This is a genomic window from Cupriavidus sp. 94F1 (assembly GCF_057798875.1).
Map to the genome: position 1 here is coordinate 16,369 of NZ_JBYOJT010000001.1, position 20,853 is coordinate 37,221.

Annotated in this window: 21 protein-coding genes; 6 read left to right on the forward strand and 15 right to left on the reverse strand. The window is 67.0% G+C overall.

Annotation, left to right across the window (positions count from 1 at the left end; genetic code table 11):
- Positions 1 to 270: 270 nt before the first annotated feature.
- The 3 genes from AC3FJ6_RS00070 to alr are packed head-to-tail and all read right to left on the reverse strand — an operon-like array spanning position 271 to position 3,565.
- A complete protein-coding gene (locus AC3FJ6_RS00070) occupies positions 271 to 1,041 on the reverse strand; it encodes a GntR family transcriptional regulator (protein ID WP_488770270.1) in 771 nt (256 codons plus the stop codon).
- 4 nt (positions 1,042 to 1,045) lie between these two features.
- Positions 1,046 to 2,413, reverse strand: coding sequence for a DNA repair protein RadA (gene radA, locus AC3FJ6_RS00075; RefSeq protein WP_153945159.1), 1,368 nt, complete (start codon positions 2,411 to 2,413; stop codon positions 1,046 to 1,048).
- A gap of 42 nt (positions 2,414 to 2,455) precedes the next feature.
- Positions 2,456 to 3,565, reverse strand: coding sequence for an alanine racemase (alr, locus tag AC3FJ6_RS00080; protein ID WP_488770271.1), 1,110 nt, complete (start codon positions 3,563 to 3,565; stop codon positions 2,456 to 2,458).
- Positions 3,566 to 4,036: 471 nt separating this feature from the next.
- On the opposite strand from alr, the gene lplT reads away from it, so the two are divergent.
- Positions 4,037 to 5,356 (forward strand): lysophospholipid transporter LplT, encoded by a 1,320-nt coding sequence (lplT, locus tag AC3FJ6_RS00085; protein WP_400394825.1) that lies wholly within the window; start codon positions 4,037 to 4,039, stop codon positions 5,354 to 5,356.
- A 40-nt stretch (positions 5,357 to 5,396) separates the two neighbouring features.
- Here the strand turns inward: lplT and AC3FJ6_RS00090 are convergent, their stop codons facing one another.
- The 4 genes from AC3FJ6_RS00090 to tsaB are packed head-to-tail and all read right to left on the reverse strand — an operon-like array spanning position 5,397 to position 8,761.
- A complete protein-coding gene (locus AC3FJ6_RS00090; RefSeq protein ID WP_488770272.1) occupies positions 5,397 to 6,482 on the reverse strand; it encodes a DUF1853 family protein in 1,086 nt (361 codons plus the stop codon).
- Complete coding sequence (locus AC3FJ6_RS00095; protein ID WP_488770273.1) at positions 6,463 to 7,455, reverse strand: uracil-DNA glycosylase; 993 nt, start codon at positions 7,453 to 7,455, stop codon at positions 6,463 to 6,465. The genes AC3FJ6_RS00090 and AC3FJ6_RS00095 overlap by 20 nt, the downstream gene beginning before the upstream one ends.
- Positions 7,452 to 8,006: a ribosomal protein S18-alanine N-acetyltransferase gene (rimI, locus tag AC3FJ6_RS00100; RefSeq protein WP_488770274.1), complete on the reverse strand. Its 555-nt coding sequence runs from the start codon at positions 8,004 to 8,006 to the stop codon at positions 7,452 to 7,454. Before rimI ends, AC3FJ6_RS00095 begins: the two co-directional genes overlap by 4 nt.
- Entirely contained in the window at positions 8,003 to 8,761 is a 759-nt protein-coding gene (tsaB, locus tag AC3FJ6_RS00105; protein ID WP_488770275.1) for a tRNA (adenosine(37)-N6)-threonylcarbamoyltransferase complex dimerization subunit type 1 TsaB, read from the reverse strand. Before tsaB ends, rimI begins: the two co-directional genes overlap by 4 nt.
- A 168-nt stretch (positions 8,762 to 8,929) precedes the next feature.
- On the opposite strand from tsaB, the gene AC3FJ6_RS00110 reads away from it, so the two are divergent.
- Both AC3FJ6_RS00110 and AC3FJ6_RS00115 read left to right on the forward strand, forming a co-directional pair.
- Positions 8,930 to 9,199: an acyl-CoA-binding protein gene (locus AC3FJ6_RS00110; protein WP_474226611.1), complete on the forward strand. Its 270-nt coding sequence runs from the start codon at positions 8,930 to 8,932 to the stop codon at positions 9,197 to 9,199.
- Between the two features lie 132 nt (positions 9,200 to 9,331).
- Positions 9,332 to 9,706: a hypothetical protein gene (locus tag AC3FJ6_RS00115; RefSeq protein ID WP_153945167.1), complete on the forward strand. Its 375-nt coding sequence runs from the start codon at positions 9,332 to 9,334 to the stop codon at positions 9,704 to 9,706.
- 28 nt (positions 9,707 to 9,734) lie between these two features.
- Here AC3FJ6_RS00115 and AC3FJ6_RS00120 read toward each other — a convergent pair whose 3' ends face one another.
- Positions 9,735 to 11,150 (reverse strand): DHA2 family efflux MFS transporter permease subunit, encoded by a 1,416-nt coding sequence (locus tag AC3FJ6_RS00120; protein WP_488770761.1) that lies wholly within the window; start codon positions 11,148 to 11,150, stop codon positions 9,735 to 9,737.
- A gap of 137 nt (positions 11,151 to 11,287) precedes the next feature.
- On the reverse strand, positions 11,288 to 11,758 hold the full coding sequence (locus AC3FJ6_RS00125; RefSeq protein ID WP_488770276.1) for an SRPBCC family protein: 471 nt from the start codon (positions 11,756 to 11,758) through the stop codon (positions 11,288 to 11,290).
- A 219-nt stretch (positions 11,759 to 11,977) separates the two neighbouring features.
- Between AC3FJ6_RS00125 and AC3FJ6_RS00130 the strand changes: the two genes are divergently transcribed.
- Complete coding sequence (locus AC3FJ6_RS00130) at positions 11,978 to 12,388, forward strand: VOC family protein (RefSeq protein WP_153945168.1); 411 nt, start codon at positions 11,978 to 11,980, stop codon at positions 12,386 to 12,388.
- A 131-nt stretch (positions 12,389 to 12,519) separates the two neighbouring features.
- Here the strand turns inward: AC3FJ6_RS00130 and aceB are convergent, their stop codons facing one another.
- On the reverse strand, positions 12,520 to 14,103 hold the full coding sequence (aceB, locus tag AC3FJ6_RS00135) for a malate synthase A (RefSeq protein ID WP_153945169.1): 1,584 nt from the start codon (positions 14,101 to 14,103) through the stop codon (positions 12,520 to 12,522).
- 55 nt (positions 14,104 to 14,158) lie between these two features.
- Positions 14,159 to 14,860, reverse strand: a complete 702-nt coding sequence (locus AC3FJ6_RS00140) for a haloacid dehalogenase type II (RefSeq protein WP_400394846.1) — start codon at positions 14,858 to 14,860, stop codon at positions 14,159 to 14,161.
- A gap of 167 nt (positions 14,861 to 15,027) precedes the next feature.
- Here AC3FJ6_RS00140 and AC3FJ6_RS00145 point away from each other — a divergent pair, with 167 nt between their 5' ends.
- Entirely contained in the window at positions 15,028 to 15,984 is a 957-nt protein-coding gene (locus AC3FJ6_RS00145) for a substrate binding domain-containing protein (protein ID WP_488770277.1), read from the forward strand.
- 130 nt (positions 15,985 to 16,114) lie between these two features.
- Positions 16,115 to 16,549, forward strand: coding sequence for a universal stress protein (locus AC3FJ6_RS00150; RefSeq protein ID WP_153945171.1), 435 nt, complete (start codon positions 16,115 to 16,117; stop codon positions 16,547 to 16,549).
- Positions 16,550 to 16,684: 135 nt separating this feature from the next.
- Here AC3FJ6_RS00150 and aceA read toward each other — a convergent pair whose 3' ends face one another.
- The 4 genes from aceA to AC3FJ6_RS00170 all read right to left on the reverse strand — a co-directional run bounded on the left by aceA (position 16,685) and on the right by AC3FJ6_RS00170 (position 20,805).
- Positions 16,685 to 17,980: an isocitrate lyase gene (aceA, locus tag AC3FJ6_RS00155; RefSeq protein ID WP_488770278.1), complete on the reverse strand. Its 1,296-nt coding sequence runs from the start codon at positions 17,978 to 17,980 to the stop codon at positions 16,685 to 16,687.
- Between the two features lie 305 nt (positions 17,981 to 18,285).
- Positions 18,286 to 19,254, reverse strand: a complete 969-nt coding sequence (locus AC3FJ6_RS00160) for an alpha/beta fold hydrolase (RefSeq protein ID WP_488770279.1) — start codon at positions 19,252 to 19,254, stop codon at positions 18,286 to 18,288.
- A gap of 93 nt (positions 19,255 to 19,347) precedes the next feature.
- Positions 19,348 to 19,767, reverse strand: coding sequence for a gamma-glutamylcyclotransferase family protein (locus tag AC3FJ6_RS00165; protein WP_488770280.1), 420 nt, complete (start codon positions 19,765 to 19,767; stop codon positions 19,348 to 19,350).
- Between the two features lie 180 nt (positions 19,768 to 19,947).
- On the reverse strand, positions 19,948 to 20,805 hold the full coding sequence (locus AC3FJ6_RS00170; protein WP_488770281.1) for a LytR/AlgR family response regulator transcription factor: 858 nt from the start codon (positions 20,803 to 20,805) through the stop codon (positions 19,948 to 19,950).
- Between the last annotated feature and the right edge of the window lie 48 nt (positions 20,806 to 20,853).

Sequence of the window (20,853 nt, forward strand, 5' to 3'; positions counted from 1 at the left end):
AGAGATGCGTGGCCACGCGGCACCACGCCTTGTTGGAATCCAGTGCGGGGCGGCGCCCGTCTAGGTCACGACAGTTCCGCGATTTATGTATACATAAATTTCCCGCGTGGAACGGTCGCAATAGGCATGCCATGGGGGCCCCTACTGGCGAAGGGGGACGGATGCCGGACGGGCGCGAAGCGGGCTATGCCGCGTGGCGTGGGGGATAGCGGGCGATAAAGCGTCGCGACGCGATGCCGCGCGAAGTCGCCGGGGAAGAAACCGCTGGGATCAGCCGAACCGGCGGCGGCGCGCCGGTGCACCGGATTCGGTCGACGGCACGAAGCTGGTGCGGGCTTCCTCGAGGCGCGCCATGGTCAGGCGGCTGACTTCTGCGCGGCCATCCTCGATATGCGTGGACAGCAGTGCCACCGCGCGGCCGGCATCGGCATCGGCCAGCGCGGCCAGGATCGCGCCGTGTTCGTCGTAGGTCAGCGAGACCCGCTCGCCGAACGCGAAGTCGAGCCGGCGGATGATGCGGATGCGGTCGGTCACCTGCTGATGCACGGCCGCCGCTTCGGCGTTGCCCGCCGCATCGACGATGGCCAGGTGAAATGCCTCGTCAAGCTGCGCCACGGCGTTGCCGTCGGCCAGGCGCCGGGCTTGAGGCACGCGCCAGATGGCACCGAGCATGGCTACCAGCGCGGCGCGGCGCGTCGCGTGCGACGGCTGGCACAGGCGCGTCACGGCATGGGTTTCCAGCAGCGTGCGCAGTTCGTACAGGGCTTCGAAGCGGCCCAGGTCCAGCGGCACCACTTCCCAGCCGTTGCGGTAGTAGCCCCGCACCAGACCATCGCCCTGCAGCCGCTGCAGCGCCTCGCGCACGGGCGTGCGCGAGATGCCCAGCCGTTCGGCCACGTCGTTTTCGGTAAAGCGGTCGCCCGGCAGCAGCCGGAACGCGAAAATGTCGTCGCGCAGCGCGTGGTAGGCGGCCTGCGACCGCTTGCCACGCGCCACCGACCGCGACGCTGCGTCTTGGGTATCCCCGGCAGCATCGGCCATTGCGTCAGTCCAGATGCCGTACGCGGTCGATCGCCTGCTCCAGGCGGTCCACCGCAATGACTTCCAGCCCGTCGATGGCCTGCTTGGGCGCGTTGGCCTTGGGGATCACGGCCATCGTGAAACCGAGCTTGGCGGCTTCCTTGAGCCGTTCCTGCCCGCGTGGGCTCGGGCGGATCTCGCCGGCAAGCCCCACTTCGCCAAACACCACCAGCCCGCGCGGCAGCGGCTTGTTGCGCATCGACGAGTGGATCGATAGCAAAACCGCCAGATCGGCGGCCGGCTCCGTGATCTTGACCCCGCCGACCGCGTTCAGGAACACGTCCTGGTCGAAGCAAGCGATGCCGGCGTGCCGGTGCAGCACGGCCAGCAGCATCGCCAGCCGGTTCTGCTCCAGCCCCACCGCCAGCCGGCGCGGATTGGGCACGTTCGCCGTATCGACCAGCGCCTGCACTTCCACCAGCAGCGGGCGCGTGCCCTCCTGCGTCACCAGCACGCACGACCCGGCCACCTGCTCCTCATGCTGCGACAGGAACAGCGCCGACGGATTGCTGATGCCGCGCAGGCCGCGCTCGGTCATCGCAAAAACGCCAAGTTCATTGACCGCGCCGAAGCGGTTCTTGAATGCGCGGATCAGCCGGTGCGACGAATGCGTGTCGCCCTCGAAATACAGCACCGTATCGACGATGTGCTCCAGCACGCGCGGCCCGGCCAGGCTGCCTTCCTTGGTCACATGGCCCACCAGGATGATCGTGATATCGCTGCTTTTGGCGATACGCGTCAGCTGCGCCGCGCATTCGCGCACCTGGGCCACCGACCCAGGTGCCGACGTCAGCGCCTCGGAATACAGCGTCTGGATCGAGTCGATCACGGCCACTTCGGGCTTGTCGGCCTCCAGCGCGGCCTGGATCTTTTCCAGCTGGATCTCGGGCAGCAGGCCCACCGTGGCGGCTTCCACCCCCAGCCGCTGCGCGCGCAGCGCGATCTGGGCGCCCGATTCCTCGCCGCTGACGTAGAGCACGCGCCGGCTGGCCGACAGGTTGGCCAGCGTTTGCAACAGCAGCGTCGATTTGCCGATACCGGGATCGCCGCCGATCAGCACCACCCCGCCCGACACCAGCCCGCCGCCCAGCACGCGGTCGAACTCGTCGATGCCGGTGGTAAAGCGCGGCACCTCGGCGGCTTCGATATCGCTGAGCTTGCGGACCACGGCGGACGCCGCCAGCGGCTGGAAACGGCGCGCGGCCGACGATCCCGATTCGGCCACGGTCTCGACGAGCGTGTTCCAGGCATTGCACTGCGGGCATTGGCCCGCCCAGCGCGGCGTGGTACCGCCGCATTCGGTACAGGTATAGACAGTCTTGGTCTTGGCCATCGAAAAATCCGGACTCGGGCTGGATGGGGGCGCAGGCTGTCTTCAGGAGACGGAATCGGCCGTGGTCAGCATGGCCACGGTGGTCGGCACGCGCGGCGCCAGCGCGCACATCAGTTCATAGCCCACCGTGCCGCTGGCGGCGGCCACGTCGTCAATCGGCAGCCCGTGGCCCCAGAGCGTGACCGGCGAGCCAACCTTGGCCTTGGGGCACGGCGTCAGGTCCACGCAGATCATGTCCATCGACACCCGGCCCACCAGGTCGGTGCGCACGCCGTCCACCAGCACCGGGGCGCGCTTGTCGCCCCAGCCCGACGCGTGGCGCGGGTAGCCGTCGGCATAGCCGCAGGCCACCACGCCGATGCGCATTGCCCGGTCGGCCGTAAACATCGAGCCATAGCCAACCGTATCGCCCGGCTGCAGGTCCTGGATGCCGATCAGTTCGCTGTGCAGCGACATCGCCGGCTGCAGGCCGGTATCGGCGATGTCCGCCGACAGGCCCGTGGGAGAACCGCCATACAGGATCACGCCCGGCCGCACCCAGTTGCGATGGGCCGACGGATGCCAGAGCACGGCCGCCGAATTCGACAGGCTGACCTCGCCGGGCAGGTTGGCCGTGGCCGTCTCAAACGCCTCGATCTGGTGCGCGATGCCGCGCGCGCTGTCGGCATCGGAGAAATGGGTCATATGGACGATACTGCCCACGCACGGCATGGTGCGGGCGCGTTCCCAGGCCGCCCGGTACTGGGCAGGCCGGAAGCCCAGCCGGTTCATGCCGGTGTTGAGCTTGAGCTGGATGGCCAGCGGGCCCTTGGGCCGGGCCTGTTCCAGCATGCGCAACTGCTCCTCGCAATGGATGGCGGTGGTCAGGCGATATTGCTCGATGACGGGAACATCCTGGGGCTGGAAGAATCCCTCCAGGAGCAGGATCGGCCCCTGCCAGCCCAGTTCGCGCAGCAGCACGGCTTCGTTGAGGTCCAGCAGGCCAAAGCCGTCGGCGGCCTTCAGGCCGGCAAAGGCGCGGCGAATGCCGTGGCCATAGGCATTGGCCTTGACGACCGCCCAGACGCGGGAATCCGGCGCATGGCGGCGCACCACTTCCAGGTTGTTGGCCAGCGCGGGCTGGTGGATGACAGCGTGAATGGGTCTTGGCATGGATATGACTGCTTGCGTGGGCTGTCGAACGATGTTCTGCACCAGATGCGGGAAGACCCGGTCGGCAGGCCACTGGATTCGGGCGTTGAGGTGACACACACTGTGCGGTAACAGGCCTTCGGGACGAACCGGCCGGCGCGGACAAGCCGGCGCCACCTTGCGCAGGCGATATTTGACCACATCCGCAGGTCGATTCCGGGAATCCATCCGGGCATGTACTGTCCAATGCGCGTCCGCCGGTGTGCTGAAATGTCGCGGATTCGTGATATAAAGCCGGACGCTCCGGCCATGTTTTAAAAGAGAAGCAATATGTCAATGACGGTCAGGCAAGCCGCAAGGCGCGCGAAAGTAGCGTCGCCGCCCCACTTTGACAAGGCAGGCGCAGCAGGTTCCCGCCAAGCGACGGCACTACCGGCCGGTGCGCTTTTGCCCGTCCACATGGACGCCCGCGATGGAGACAAAGTCCAAGGTATGAAGAAGGGTTTCTACACGATCATGGCCGCGCAGTTTTTCTCGTCGCTGGCCGACAATGCCCTGCTGATCGCAGCCATTGCCCTTCTTGCCGAATTGCATTCCCCGCAGTGGATGACGCCGCTGCTCAAGCTGTTCTTCGTACTGTCCTATGTGGTGCTGGCGGCATTCGTGGGCGCCTTCGCCGATTCCATGCCCAAGGGCAAGGTGATGCTGATCACCAATGCCATCAAGATCGTGGGCTGCGCCATCATGATGTTCGGGCTGCACCCGCTGCTGGCCTATGGCGTGGTCGGTTTCGGCGCAGCGGCCTATTCGCCGGCCAAATACGGCATCCTGACGGAGCTGCTGCCGCCCGAGAAGCTGGTGATGGCCAACGGCTGGATCGAGGGCCTGACGGTCGGCTCGATCATCCTGGGCACGGTGGTGGGCGGCGCGCTGATCTCGGTGCAACTGTCGAGCCTTCTGCTGCACTTCGACCTGCCCTATGTCGACACCGGCATCAACACCCCGGCCGAAGCGGCGATGGTGGTGATCATGCTGTTCTACTTCATTGCCGCCGTCTTCAACCTGTTCATTCCGGACACCGGCGCCCGCTATCCCCAGCAGGAAAAGAACCCGATCAAGCTGATTGCGGAGTTTGGCGACTGCTTCATTGCGCTGTGGCGCGACAAGCTCGGCCAGATCTCGCTGGCCGTGACCACGCTGTTCTGGGGCGTGGGCGCCACGCTGCAGTTCATCGTGCTCAAGTGGGCCGAAAAATCGCTGGGGCTGAACCTGTCGCAAGGCGCCCTGCTGCAGGCCGTGGTGGCAGTGGGCGTGGCGGTGGGCGCTATCGCGGCCGCCGCGCGCATTCCGCTGCGCAAGTCGCTGTCGGTGCTGCCGTTCGGCGTGGCCATGGGCGCCACCGTGATCCTGATGGCGTTCTACACCAAGGACACCATGCCGGCCGTGACGCTGGACGTGCTGGGCATGGCGATGCCGCTCTACATGGCCATCGCCTACGTGTTCCTGATGATCGTGGGTGCCATGTCGGGCTACTTCGTTGTGCCGATGAACGCCCTGCTCCAGCACCGTGGCCATGTGCTGCTTTCGGCCGGCCATTCCATCGCGGTGCAGAATTTCAACGAGAACGTTTCGGTGCTGCTGATGCTGTGCCTGTACGCGCTGCTGATCAAGCTGAACGTGCCGATCGGCTTTGTGATCGTCGCGCTGGGCCTGTTCATCGTGGCGACCATGGCGCTGGTGATGCGCCTGCACAAGCACAATGTGAAGATGTACAACTCGCTGGCGATGATCGGCGAGGACAAGCACCACTGATCACACGCGGGGCGTCAGCCTTGCCGGCTCGCCCCGGTTCTCAGGGCGCCGCGGCCCGCAGCGCGGCCCGCGCCTCCCAGTCGTCCGGCACCACGAATCCGCGCGAGCATTCGCGCCAGATGCCGGGCGCGTCCTGATCCTGCACCAGTTCACAGACCATGACCGGCGCCTCGCGGCGCCACGCGTGGATCGGGTCGGCAAAGCGTTCGGCCAGCGCATCGTGCATGACCGCCGCCGTTTCGGTCGCGGCCTCGGCCACACGGGCCCCCGACAGCCAGTCGGACCTCGACAGCCGGCACCAGCGCACATGCCCCCTGGCGGAGTCCGACGCACGGGCGCGCCAGTCGGCCAGCGGCGCCCACCACCCGTTCAGGTGATCCGGCGCAATCCCCAGCGCTTCCAGGCCGGCCGGCACGACGCCGTCGCGGTAGAACAGCCAGCCCAGCAGATAGACTTCGCTGCGATCCACGGGATGCCCGACCAGCGCCTGGGCCTCGGCGGTGCGGCCCAGCGGCAACTGGCGCCGCACGATGTGATCGAGCTTGTCGCCCAGCCGGTCAACCAGGTTCGGCCCGACAAAGGCCCGATGCCCGGCCACGCCGTCCACCATCAGGTAGAACTTGGCCGCCATCTCCCAATGGACGACGGCCGCGCTGGCGGGGTCGCGCCAGATCACGTCGAGTTCGCCCAGCGTCTGCACGCCATGGCCGTTCGCACGCCGGATCGGCACATTGGCCGCCAGCAGATCCACGCCTTGCGTGTGCCGCAGCGCGAAGTGCAGAAGCCGCTCGGCATGACGGCCCAGGCGCAGGCTGCGGCTGCCGGTCGGCTCCGGATGCTGGCTCAGTTCGACGATGGTTTCGGGCAAGGTGGCCGGATCGGCCTGCGACAGCCAGGCCTGCCACCCCGCCTGCGCGCCGGGCGGCCATTCGGCCAGCCGGGCAGGCCCGTCTTGGTAGCCATCGGGCAGATGGGACAGCAGCGCAGGCGACAGCGAACACCAGGCCAGGTCGCGCGTGCGCTGCGAGGCCGCGCGACACCACAGCGGCAAAGGCGCGTCCGCCCCGGTCGGCGCGCAGCCGCCCGGTGGCGTTATCTGGGCGAAATCAGGCTTGAGCTCCCGCACGATCGTGGACCTCGCGCGCCAGGCACAGGTCTTCCCAGGCACGCGCCTTGTCGGTCAGCGTGCGCAGCAGGTAGGCGGGGTGATAGGTCACCACCACGGGGATGCCCTCGTAGGTATGCACCGTACCGCGCAGCTTGCCGATCGGCGTGGTCGATCGTAGCAGCGACTGCGCCGCAAAGCGGCCCAGCACCACGATGACCTTCGGCTTGATCAGCGCAATCTGGCGCTTCAGGTAAGGCTCGCACTGGGCGACTTCCTCGGGCTCGGGATTCCGGTTGCCCGGCGGCCGGCACTTGAGCACGTTCGCGATATAGACATTGCGTCCGCGCGCCAGGCCCAGCGCCCCCAGCATGTTGTCCAGCAGCTTGCCGGCCTGGCCGACGAACGGCTCGCCCTGCAAGTCTTCGTTCTCGCCCGGCGCCTCGCCCACCAACATCCATTCGGCCTGCGGATCGCCCACGCCAAACACGGTGTTGGTGCGGGTGCCGCAGAGGCCACATGCGGTGCAGCCTGCAACGCTGTCGGCCAGCTCCGGCCAGGGCATCCCGGCGATGGCGGCCTCGCGGCCAGCCTGCCCGGGCAGACGGACCAGCGGCTTGTCTCCGTGCGGGGCCACCGGCCGGTCCGGGTTCGGTGCATCGAAAGCCTCGACGGTCGCGGCCAGTTCGGTGGCGCTGATGGCGCTGTCGCCGGCGTGATCGATCCCGGCCGGCTCGTCCGCCAGCACATCGGCCAGCGGTCCGGTCGAAAGAGTCGAAACTTCGGGCGGCTCGGGCGGACGGGCGGACGGCGACGCCCGGACTTCCGCCAGCACTGCGGCTGCGGGTGCGGCGCTCGCATCGCCCACCGCTTGTGCGACCACAGCTTCCGCCGCCACGGCTTCGTCTGCCGCTTCGTCAATGGCCTGCGCCCGGCGTGGCACCCACTCGGTCGGAATGCCCAGGGCTTCCAGGAACAACGCGCGGCGGTTCATGCCGGTTCTCCGTCAACCCTGGCGGGCCAGACGCGGCGCAGCACCAGGGCGTCCTCGCGCCCCAGCGCCGTGGCCGGATAGTAGCCCTTGCGGCGACCGATCTCGACGAATCCTGCTTCGAGATACAGCGCCAGCGCGCCGATATTCGACGGACGCACCTCCAGCAACATCGTGTGCAGCCGGTGCGCATGCGACGTGGCCAGTGCGATGGCCAGCAGCAGCCGTCCGTAGCCCTGTCGCTGGTGGGCCGGATCGATCGTGATATTGAGCAGGTGCATCTCGTCAACCACCGGCATCAGCATCGCGTAGCCGATCAGCGCCGTCGAGGGGTCGCGCAGCGTCAGGCCGAAATGCCCGGCCTTGAGTGAGTTCTCGAAGTTGCCACGCGTCCACGGATGGCTGTAGGCGCGCTGCTCGATCTCGGCCACGGCCGGCAGGTCGCGCGCGCTCATGTGATCGAGCGCCCAGCCCTGCGCCAGCGGCGGCATGACCGGCACCGCCGGCCACTCGCGGTGGTCCGGACGCTCGGGCGGCAGCAGCGCGGCGCTCATCGGGCCGCTCCCTGCGCGGCCAGCGCGGCGGTCTTGGCGGCGGCCACGGCCTCGCGCTCGACGATGGTCTGGGCAACCTTGTCGCGCACATAGATCGGCATGGCATCCGCCGCGGCAATCGTCTCGCCACGCGACAGCGCACGCTGGGCGATCGACACCATCGCGCGGGCGTCGGGCATGGCGTCCGGCACGGTGCGCGAAGCCCCGGCCGCCGTCGCCAGGCGGTCGCCAAAGACGGTCAACGCGTTGCCGGCCAGCCAGAAATCGCCATCGGGTGCCACGATCGATTCCGGCGCGCCCACCTGCATGGCGCCTTCCATGGCCCATTCGTTCGCGGCATCGTCCCAGCGGAACGTGGCAGCATAGGCTTCGTCCATGCGGGCGTCGATGGCGACCAGCACCGCCGCGCCCGCAGGCAGCGTTTCACCGCCGCACGTGCCGTTGCGGACGCTTTCGGCACATGCCATCAGCACGTTGACGGGGATGACGGGAAGGTCCGCGCCGAAGGCCAGGCCCTGCACCACGCCGCAGGCGGTGCGCAGGCCGGTAAAGGAACCGGGACCCGCGCCAAAGGCGATGGCGGCGCAGTCGGCCAAGCGGATGCCGGCCTCGGCCAGCACCTCGCCAACGGCAGGCAGCACCCGCGACGACGAACGCGCGCCGGTGTGCTCATGACGGGAGAAACACTCGGCGGCGCGGCCGAGTGCGACGGAACACCACTCTGTGGAGGTCTCGACAGCAAGAATCCAGGACATGGCAGCGATTGTATCCGCTGGCGGGGCAAAGCAGTATTGGCAACGGCGCGCCCCCCCGCGCTGGCCGCCAGCGGGGCAACCTGAAAGCTTCCTCGACTTTTTTGCACCGAAACGGACGCCGGCGGCGCTTATCATCGCCTGTCCAACGCATTGCCACACGGAGACCCCATGAGCGACCTGCAAGCCCAATTCGACCAGGCCCAAATCGACGTCAAGACGCTGTCGGAGCGCCCCAACAACATGACGCTGCTGCGCCTGTACGCGCTGTACAAGCAAGGTGCCGAGGGCGACGCCCACGGCGACAAGCCCGGCATGACCGATTTCGTCGGCCGCTACAAGTTCGAGGCCTGGGAAGCCCTCAAGGGCACCACCCAGGACGAGGCCAGGCAGAAGTACATCGAACTGGTGGGCGACCTGCTGGCCGGCCGCGCCAGCTGAACCTGGCCTTGCCCCTGCGGACGGTCCCGGCCGTCCGCCGCTTTTGCTCCCCCCATTCAGCCCCTTGTCTTTCCTGCCGATAACCAGACCATCCGCAATGTATCTGGCAACAGTGTCGTGATTCAGGAAGACATGAAGACCTACCGAGTGCTGTTCAGCGTTTGCGCGCTGACGCTGTCCACGGCGCTGATGGCCGCGCCGCGTGCGCCGTCCCGTCCCGCCGAGCCTGCGGCCCCGGCCTACGATCCCGTCCGTTACAAGTCCTGCACCGTCTATGCCGCGACGGCGATGTCCGCCGCGGTGGACATGCGCACGCACGGCTATGGCGCGAAGCGCGCGCTGGTCGAAGGCGGCAACCCGCCCTCCGCCCCCATGGTGGCGCTGACCGAATTCGCCGTCTCGGCCATCCAGGCCCGCCCGGCTGGCGGGCGCGAAGCCGCGTCGGTGCTGAGCGGATTCCTGGCCGGCGTCTGCTACCAGCGCAACGAACTGCCCTTGCTGCAATAACCATCGGAAACGCCCGCAGGCGCGGGCGTCAGTTCCCGGGCAGCGGCCGCGGGCGGATACGCCACGCGGCCAGCATGGCCGTGGCGATCACGATCCCCACGGCCAGAAAGGTTTCGTCGAAGGCCTGGATGCGCGCGGCCTGCGCCGCCGCGTCGCCGCCGCGGCCCAGCACCGCGCCATGCTCGGCCAGGCGCCATTGCAGGCCCACCCCGGCCAGGCTCACGCCAATCGCCCCACCCAGCTGCCGCAGGAAGTTGATGCAGCTGGAACCCTGCGGAATCATCGAGAAATCGACGCCCCGCATCGACCCCAGCGTCAGCGAAGGCAGGATGCAGCCCAGGCCGATGCGGCCGATCACCGCGTACAGCACCAGCAGCACGTATGGCGTGGCCATCGATCCGGTGGCCATCAGCAGGAACGAGCCCGCCAGCAGCGCCAGCCCGAACGACACCTGGCGGTGCGGCAGGATGCGGTTGGTCAGGCGGCCGGCCACCGCGATGGTCACCGCCAGCGCAATGCCGGCCGGCATCAGCACCAGGCCCGCCGCCGACGGCGTATAGGACAGCGCCATCTGCATGTAGACCGGCAGCAGGTAGGTGGACCCGAACAGCCCCGCGCCATAGATGAAGGCCACCACGGCACCGGCCGAGAACTGGCGATAGCTGTAGAGACGCATGTTCATCAGCGGATCGGGCGCGCGCAACTGCCACGCCACGAACGCCGCCAGCATCAGCACGCCGAACACGGCCAGCCCGACGCCTTCGCCGGCGTTGGTGCGCATTTCCACCAGGCCGTTGAGCAGGCTCACCGTCGCCACGCCCACCAGGGCCAGGCCGCGCCAGTCCAGCGGCTTGCGCTCGCCCATCATCGCCGAATCGACGGCCATGTAGCGCCGCGCCATCCACCAGCCGGCCAGCGTCAGCGGCACCACCACGAAGAAGATGGACCGCCAGCCGAACAGCTCGACCAGGAAGCCGCCGACGCTGGGCCCGATGGCCGGCGCCAGCACCACGCCAAACCCGAACAGCGACAGCGCCTTGCCCTGCTCGCGTTCATCGAACACGCGCAGGATGAAGATATTGGGCAGCGGCTGCATGATGCCGGCCGCAATGCCCTCGGCCACGCGCATGGCCAGCATCACGCCGAAGGTGGGCGAGAATCCGCCGATCAGCCCGCCCCCGCCCAGCAGCACCAGCGTGCCGATGAACGTGCGGCGCAGGCCGTAGCGGTTGAGCAGCCACGGCGTCAGCAGCATCGACAGCGTCATGGCGATCATGAAGCTGGCCGCCACCCATTGGGCGCGCTCCTGGCCCAGGTCGAAATGCCGACTCAGATCGGGGATGGCAACGTTCACGATGGTCGACGACACGATCGACGACATCGTGCCCAGCATCAGCGTGACCAGGATCAGCCAGCGCAGGCGGTCGCCATGGCGGGCGCGCAGGTCGGCACGGGTCGGGCCGCCGCGACGCCCGGACGATGGCTCCGTCTCCCCGGGTCCGCCCGGCGCCTGCGGTCCGCCAGTTCCTCCTCCGTTGGCATCCCCGCTGCCGGTACGTGCCGGCGCAGTGGATGGGCGGCTCACCCGAGCCGTCCCGTCGCAGCGATTTCGCGAATCTTGCGGACCGTATCGAGATCGGTCTCGTGATAGGCGGATTTGACGATCTCGGCGTAGCGGTTGTCGCCGCTGGCGTCCACGTTGGGCATGGTGGTCTGGTAGATGAAGCGGACCAGCAGCGCGCCAGGCGCCGGGGTCTCGATGATCATCTCCAGCGTACCGCCCGCGTGCTCGGCCGTCGGGGCCGACTCGTACCGCACCGCGCGGCGCGGCTCGTAGGCCACGCGGTCGCTCACGCTGGCCTTGCCGAAATGCAGCACGCGCTCGATCCAGCCGTCGCCCCGGCCGACGATCTCGGCGCTATCGAGCCCGAGCATGAACAGTTCCGGCGATTCCGCCCGCAGCACAAGGCCCTGCCAGAGCTGGTCCGGCGTCAGCGGCTCCAGCGTGGGGTTGCCTGGGTCATTGATTTCCACCAGGTGTTCGAATCGCAACTTGACTCTCCAGATCGTAGATTTCCGTATTATGGGGCCTCCCGCGCGCCGCTGTCCGTCCCCGGGCCACCCGTTCGGGGTGGCGGCCTGCACATCACTCCTGACAGCTTGTGTCAGGAGGCCGGGCGCACAATGCTGGCCCGGTGTCCGGAATGCGTCAGGAGCCGTCAGGAGCGGCCGCCCTGCGCCGCGCATCGGGAGAACGCTCAGGAGGCAGGCATGGAGTTGTTGATCAACATCGACGTCGATGACCTTGACCGCGGCATCGGCTTTTATGAGGCAGGACTGGGATTGCGGCTCAACCGCAAGCTGTTCGACGGCACGGTGGCCGAGCTGCACGGCGCCTGCGCGCCGGTGTATCTGCTGGCCAAGGCGCCGGGCACGCTGGCCACTACCCGGGCCGACACCCGGCGCGACTACGTGCGGCACTGGACCCCGGTGCATCTGGATTTCGTGGTCGAGTCGCTGGAACCGGCCATCGAGCGCGCGCTCAGCGCCGGTGCGGAAATCGAAGACTGGCCACGGGAGTTCGACTGGGGCCGCCAGGCGATGCTGTCCGACCCGTTCGGGCACGGACTGTGTTTTATCGAGTGGAAGGGAACCGGCTACGGCGCGCGAGCAAGCGCCTGAGGGGGGCGCCTCTCCCGCATGCGGGAAAGGCGTTTGGGGGAGAGGGTCGGCGGTTCTGCCAGCCCCTCTCCCCTCTCTTCCGCCCCGCTCCCACAGGCGGGAGCGGGGCGCACACACAAGGCAACGGAGGGTCAGACTTCCTCGTACAGCGGCAGGGTCAGGAATTCGGCAAAGTCTTCGGACGTCGACATTTGCTCGAAGATCTTCGCGGCGCGGTCGTAGGTCGGGCCGCTGCCGGCCACTTCCTTGACCTTGGCCAGTTCTTCCGGAATCAGCGCGCGCACCAGTTCGGCGGTGACCTTGCGGCCGTCCTCGAGCTTGCCCTTCGGCGAGCGAATCCACTGCCAGACCTGCGAACGCGAGATCTCGGCCGTGGCGGCGTCTTCCATCAGGTTGTGGATCGGCACGCAGCCGTTGCCGGCCAGCCAGGCACCCAGGTAGTGGATGCCGACGTTGATGTTCATGCGCAGGCCGTGTTCGGTGATCGGCGTTTCGGGCTGGAAGTTCAGCAGGTCGGCGGCCTTCACTTCCACGTCCATGCGCTGCTTCTCGAACTGGTTCGGCTTGTCGCCCAGCACGGCCACGAATTCCTTCATCGCCGGCTCGACCAGGCCCGGGTGGGCCACCCAGCCGCCGTCGTAGCCGTCGGTGGCGTCACGACGCTTGTCGCTGATGATGCCTTCCATGGCGATGGCGTTCTTTTCCGGATCGTTCTTGATCGGGATCAGGGCGCTCATGCCGCCGATGGCGGGCGCGCCGCGCTTGTGGCAGGTCTTCAGCAGCAGCAGCGCGTACGAGCGCATGAACGGCGCGGTCATCGTCACCTTGGCGCGGTCGGCCAGGCAGAAGTTCTTGTCCACCTTGAACTTCTTGATGCACGAGAAGATGTAATCCCAGCGGCCGGCGTTCAGGCCGGCGCTGTGGTCGCGCAGTTCGTATAGGATTTCCTCCATTTCGAACGCGGCCAGGATGGTTTCGATCAGCACCGTGGCCTTGATCGTGCCTTGCGGCAAGCCAACTTCCTTCTGGGCCATCACGAAGACATCGTTCCACAGCCGCGCTTCCAGATGGCTTTCCATCTTCGGCAGGTAGAAGAACGGGCCGGCGCCGCGGGCGATCTGCTCGCGGGCGTTATGGAACAGGAACAGCGCGAAATCGAAAATGCCGCCCGAGACGCGCTTGCCGTCGATCGTGACGTGCTTTTCGTCCAGGTGCCAGCCGCGCGGACGCACCTGCAGCGTGGCGATCTTGTCGTTGAGCTTGTAGTGCTTGCCGTTGCTGTCCAGCGTCAGCGTGCGGCGCACGGCGGCCTTCAGGTTCACCTGGCCCTGCATCTGGTTGTGCCAGTTCGGGGTGTTGGAGTCCTCGAAGTCGGTCATGTAGCTGTCAGCGCCCGAGTTGAAGGCGTTGATGACCATCTTGGCTTCCACCGGGCCGGTGATTTCCACGCGGCGGCATTCCAGCGCCTTGGGCACCGGGGCAACCTTCCAGTCGCCTTCGCGGATGTGCTTCGTTTCCGGCAGGAAATCGGGAATTTCGCCGGCGTCCAGGCGCTTGGCGCGTTCCACGCGCGCGGCCAGCAGTTCCTGGCGGCGCGGCTCGAAGGCGCGGTGCAGCTTGTCGACCAGGGCCAGGGCTTCCGGCGTGAGGATGTCTTCGTAAGCCGGCAGGATCTCGCCGGTAATCTTCATGCCCGCGGGCAGCGTGATAGCCATCAGTCTTCTCCTGTAGGTGCGATGGTGCGATGGTGTGTTCAAGGGGGCCCGCCTGTCAGACCGTTGCGCCCGAGGCGGCAACGAAGGCAAGCAGGTCGTTCATGTCGTGCCCGGTGCCGGTGGGCGCCACGTCCAGGCGCTCCGCCGGATGGCCGGCACGGTTGATCCAGTAGGTGGTGTAGCCAAACCACGTGGCGCCACAGGCATCCCAGCAGTTCGACGAGACAAAGAGGATCTCGCCGGCCGGCAGGTCGAAGGCTTTCGGGCCCAGCGCGTACGCGGCCGGCGCGGTCTTGTACTGCTTCACGGCATCGACCGACAGCACATGGTCGAACAGCCCGTGCATGCCGGCGCTCTTGACCGCGATATCGAGCATCTCCGGGTTGCCGTTGGACAGGATGCCCAGCGGCAGGTTGGCCCGCCGCAGGCGCTTGAGCGCCGCCAGGTTTTCCGGAAACGCCGACAGGCACGCATATTCCTTGAGCAGCTGCGCCTGCGCGGTGTCATCGAGCTTCAATGCCAGCCGCTCGGCGGCATAGCGCAGGGCATCGATCGTGATGTCCCAGAACGGCTTGTAGCGCGCCCCGTCCGGCGCGGCCAGCGAACGCAGCCGGGTGTAGTCGATCTGCCGCTCGCGCCACAGCAGGGCCAGCGCCTCGCCCTTGCCCGGGAACAGCTGCTCGGCGCGCGCCGTGACCGAATACACGTCGAACAGCGTGCCGTAAGCATCGAAGAGGACCGCGCGGATTTTGTTCATCTCTCAAAACGCCAAGGACTGAATGGACCTGTACACGATTGAATGCATGGAATTCTAGTGATGCGCTGCAGTGCGGCAAATAGGCGCGCTGTCACTTGATCTTTTACTTTTGCACTACTAATCTTGGCCATCCTTCTCAAGACTCGCCTACAACCGAGCTATCTTTCGTGGACCACTTCAAGCAACTGGAGACATTTGTATCGGTGGCGTCACGTGGCAGCCTGTCCGCTGCCGCAGCCGCCGAAGGCGTTGCGCCGGCCATCATCGGCCGCCGCATCGATGCCCTGGAAGAGCGGCTGGGCGTCAAGTTGCTGGTGCGCACCACCCGCAAGATCACCCTGACGTTCGAAGGCTCCGCGTTTCTCGAAGACTGCCAGCGCATCCTCAACGACCTCCACAATGCCGAAGCCAGCGTCTCCGCCGGCGGGGTCAAGGCCAGCGGCCACCTGCGCATCACCGCGCCGGCCGGTTTCGGCCGCAAGCACGTGGCGCCGCTGGTGCCGCTGTTCATCGAATCCCATCCCGACGTCACGCTCACGCTCGACCTGTCCGACCGCGTGGTCGACCTGGTCAACGAGGGCTTTGACTGCGCCATCCGCCTGGGCGACCTGCCCGATTCCAGCCTGGTGTCGATCCGCCTGGCCGAAAACCGTCGCGTGGTCGTGGCGTCGCCCGAATACCTGGCGCGCGCCGGGACCCCGGCCCTGCCCGATGACCTGGCCCGCCACAACTGCCTGCACTTCGGCGCCAGCGCCAACGTGCAGCGCGGCTGGGTGTTCCAGCAGGACGGCCGCGCCGTCACCGTCAAGGTGGGCGGCAACATGGAATGCACCGACGGGGCCGTGCTCCACGCCTGGTGCCTGCAGGGTCACGGCCTGGCCTGGCGCTCCTGGTGGGAAGTGGGGCAGGAAATCGGCAGCGGCCGGCTGGTGACCGTCCTCGACGAATTCCAGGCGCCGCCCATCGGCATCCACGCCGTCTTTCCACAACGCAAGCACCTGCCGCTGCGCGTGCGACTGTTTATCGACCATCTCAAGAACACCTACGGCAACCCGGCCTACTGGCGCCGCGCCGAACAGGCGCCCAGCAGCGCCGCCGCCGAAGTCCACGCCGTCGTCGCGTAGCACCGTCCGTGCGCTGTCAATCGCAGAATCTTGATATTTCACAATGACGAACACTGCACACTGACTACAATCGATGCAGACAGGCGCCGCGCTGGCCTGCACCCGTTCCCACTCGCGAAAGGAGTCCGGTATGTTCAAGCACATCCTGCTGCCCACCGACGGTTCGGAGCTGTCCAAGAAGGCCATAGACGGCGGCCTGGAACTGGCCAAGGCCATCAATGCCCGCGTTACCGCCTACGTCTGTCTTGAGGAATATCCGTATACGCCCTTCAGCGAGATCGTGGTCGAGGCGCCCCAGGCGTTCAAGGAACGCATCGAGAACCAGGCCCGGCTGTACCTGAAGGAAATCGAGAACGCTGCCGTGGCCGCCGGCCTGCCCTTCGACGCCGACATGACCACCTTCGCCGTGCCGTACCTGGGCATCATCGACGCGGCGGAACGCCATGGCTGCGATGTGATCTTCATGGCCTCGCACGGCCGGCGCGGCCTGTCAGGCCTGCTGCTCGGCAGCGAAACGCAGAAAGTGCTCACGCATACCGATATTCCGGTGATCGTCTACCGATAGCTCCCACACCGAGAGGTGCCAGAAAAACGAAGGTGCCTCCCGAAAAAAGCCGCGCCGCAGGTCTTGCGGCGCGGTGCCAAACTGACGGCGCGATGGTCGCGCGCCGTCCCCGAATCCCCTTTCCGGTCAGGTGGCTCAGGCCACCTTCTTGTCGAAGAACTGTTCGTCTTCGGTCGATCCCTTGAGCGCGGTCGTCGACGACTGGCCGCCTTCGATGGTCTGCGTCACGGCGTCGAAGTACCCGGTGCCCACTTCGCGCTGGTGCTTGACGGCGGTGAAGCCCTTCTCGGCGGCGGCAAACTCGGCTTCCTGCAGTTCCACGAAGGCCGACATCTGGTTGCGCGCGTAGCCGTGGGCCAGGTTGAACATCGAGTAGTTCAGCGAATGGAAGCCGGCCAGCGTGATGAACTGGAACTTGTAGCCCATGGCGCCCAGTTCGCGCTGGAACTTGGCGATCGTGGCATCGTCGAGGTTCTTCTTCCAGTTGAACGACGGCGAGCAGTTATAGGCCAGCATCTTGCCGGGAAATTTGGCATGCACGGCTTCGGCAAACTTCTTCGCAAACTCCAGGTCCGGCTTGCCGGTTTCGCACCACACCAGGTCGGCCACTTCGGCGTAGGCCAGCGCGCGGGCAATCGACTGGTCGATGCCGGCCTTTGAACGGAAGAAGCCTTCCACGGTGCGCTCGCCGGTCAGGAACGGCTGGTCGCGCTCGTCCACGTCCGAGGTCACCAGATCGGCGGCCTCGGCATCGGTGCGCGCGATCACCAGCGTGGGCACGCCCGACACGTCGGCGGCCAGGCGCGCGGCGGTCAGCTTGGCCACGGCCTCGCGGGTGGGCACCAGCACCTTGCCACCCATGTGGCCGCACTTCTTCACCGACGCCAGCTGGTCTTCGAAATGGACGCCGGCGGCGCCCGCTTCGATCATCGACTTCATCAGTTCGAATGCGTTCAGCACGCCGCCGAAGCCGGCCTCGGCATCGGCCACGATCGGCGCGAAGAAGTCGGTGTCGCCCGTACCTTCGCTCCACTGGATCTGGTCGGCCCGCTGGAACGTGTTGTTGATGCGCTTGACGACCATCGGCACCGAGTTGGCCGGGTACAGCGACTGGTCCGGGTACATCTCGCCGGCCAGGTTGGCATCGCCAGCCACCTGCCAGCCCGACAGGTAGATGGCCTTCAGGCCGGCCTTGACCTGCTGCAGGGCCTGGTTGCCCGTCAGCGCACCCAGCGTATTGACGAACGGCTCGGTGTTCAGCAGCTGCCAGAGCTTTTCCGCGCCCCGGCGGGCCAGCGTGTGCTCGATCTGGACCGAACCCCGCAGCCTGACCACGTCTTCGGCCGTGTAATGACGTTGCACGCCCTTCCAGCGCGGGTTGCTATCCCAGTCCTTTTGAAGGGCATCGATCTGTTGTTGGCGGGTCGTCATGTTCACTCTCCTGTAGCAATGTCGAGATGGCATGGAAATCGGCGACGGCTCCCCGGCGGCGGCTTGCCCGGGGGACCCGGGACGCTGTGTCTTTGGCGTCTCAGGTCATGTGTCTTATATAAGAGTGTAGAGAACCTTCCCGCGTTGCAACAAGCGCCGATGGTCGCCGGCGCACAGTTTTTTAATTGATAAAAATCAAAGCGTTAGCTTCGTCTTTTCACGATACGGCAAGACATTTTTCAGGATGAGAAATGCCGGGGCCGTTATCACGCCCGGATTTTTGCGGACCAAAACATCATTCCGCATCATGAAATTCTGGCAGCCTCCGGGTCGACACGGGCGGCTTCCAGCGCAGGTGAAGCGGCCGCGCCATCGAGATGGTCGACAAACTCGCCCACCATCGCCGCCATGCGTTGCGGATGCGACAACGGCAGCCAGTGATGCGCATCGATCTGGCGGCGCCATAGCCGGGCCACCCAGCGGCCCAGATCCTCGGTCACGGCGGGCCGCACGTAGCGGTCGCGCGTAGGCACGATGACCTGCACCGGCGCATGCGCCCGGCGTTCGCGCGGCGCGCGCAGCCGTGCGCGGAGATTGGCGCGATACAGCCGCAGCCCGTGGATGCCGTCCGCCGTCTGCGTGGGATTGGCTGGCACGTGCAGCCCTTCGGTGTGGCGCAGCCAGAACGGCCAGCCGCGCCCGAGCCAGAGCTTCCAGTTCCATTCGGGCAGCAGCGGGATATGAAAGAACACGATGTACCACGACGCCAGCGCCTGGCGCAGCGTGGCGCCCCATTGCCCGAGACTGCGGCGGCCACCGGCACGCAACGCGCTGGCGGCGTGGTCCAGGCACGGCCCCGAGCACGACGTGAACGAGGCGATGCGGCCGTACAGGCGCGGATCGGTCACGAACTCCCAGCCCTGGATCGATCCCCAGTCATGGCCCACCAGATGCACCGGCCGGTCCGCCGACACGGCGTCGATCACGGCAATGAAGTCGTCGGCCAGCCGTTCCAGGCGATAGTCGGCCACGTCAGGCGGTGCATCGGACTGCCCCGCCCCGCGCACGTCGTAGGCAATGACATGGAACCGCGCCGCCAGTGCCTGCGCCACGCCGTGCCACACCTCGCTGTTGTCGGGATAGCCATGCACCAGCACCACCACGGGATGCGTGGGATCGCCCCAGGCCGAGGCGGCAAGGCGGACACGGCCGGACTGGACATGGAATCGAAGCGGAGCCCTTGCGGAAGGCGCGGGCGGGGGCGGCTGGGTCATGGGCGGGCGTTGTGCGTTGACAGCACCGGATGTCATCGCCAGCCATGCTACCGCCGTCACGTGCCGCGTGACGGCGTTTGAAATGTTTCGTCTTCAGGCCGCCGCGGCGGTGTCACGCGCCTGGCGATAGGCCACCCAGTCACCCCCGTCGATGCGGGCCAGCCCGGCCACCGCAGCGTCCGCCACCGGGTACAGCAGGCAATCGGTCGGCGCGCCGTCCAGCATCACGGCCTGCGTTTCGCGGATGAACAGCGTGGCCTGCCCGGGATAGACCTCTTCGATCTCGTCGAGCACCGGCAGCAGCGCGTCGGGAATGTCGTACACGTCGCCCAGCACCGGGCCGGCCGACGCATCGAGCACCAGGCCGGGATACGTGCCGAAGTCATAGAGCCGCCCGGCAATGCTGGCCGTGCCGACCAGCGTCGCCGCGCCGATGCCATGCCGCGCGGCGGCCCGGTTCAGATCGTTGACCTCGCCGGCACGAAGGGTGCCGTAGACAAACACTCGCTGCATGGCGCAATCCTTGGCTGACGGAACAGGGAACAGGGAACAGGGAACAGGGAACAGGGAACAGGGAACCCCATGGTAGAGGAAGCCGCGTGGCAGCGGAACCTTCGCGCCCGTTTTCCCCGCCGTGGTGCAGGCGGCCCATACCGGCCCGGTCGGCCCCGTTCGGCACCGGCCCGGGAGGCCCTACATCTGCTTGAACAGGTGCGCGTACTGCCGCGCAACCGGCAGCGACTCCGGCCGGTCGCGCAGCTTCAGCGACAGGCGCCCCAGCGACTGGTTCACGGCGCTGGCCACGCAATCGATATTGACTACCGTGCCGCGATGGATCTGCCAGAAGCGGTCGGGGTCCAGCTGCTGCGTCAGTTCGCGCAGGCTGGTGCGGATCAGCGCCTCGCCGCCGGTGGACACCACGTTCACGTACTTGTCGGTGGCCTCCAGATACACCACTTCATCGACCGGGATGATGCGTACTTCCTGCCCTACCAGCGCCTTGATAAAGCGCAGGTAGTGGCCGCGCGGGGCGGCGGCGGGCTGCTCCAGCGACTCCAGCCGCTGCAGCAGTTGCGCCAGCCGGTCGGTGTCGACCATGGTGCCGATGTCGGTGGCGGCTGCCTCGTCGCCGTCATCCCCCTCGTCGTTGCCGGCCGCCCTGCCCGCTTCGGCGGCCTTGGCACTCAGGCGCGCCTTCAGGCGCCCCACCGTGGCCTCCAGCCGTTCGTGCTGCACGGGCTTCAGTACGTAGTCCACCGCCGCGCGCTCGAAGGCTTCCAGCGCAAACTGGTCGTACGCGGTGACGAACACCACCAGCGGCGGGTGGTCGAACTCGATCAGTTCGCGCGCCACGTCCATGCCGCTCATGCCCGGCATGCGGATATCCAGGAAGGCCACGTCGGGCCGGTGGGCGCGCGCGGCGTCCAGCGCGGCCATGCCGTCATGCACCACGGACACGATCGTGGCTTCGGGCCACAGGGCTTTCAGTTCGGCTTCGAGAACGCGGGCGAGCAGCAGCTCGTCGTCGGCGATCAGCAGGGTCGGAGACATGGGGGACGGATGTCAGGGACAGAACGGTTCAGGGGGCGGGGCTCGGGC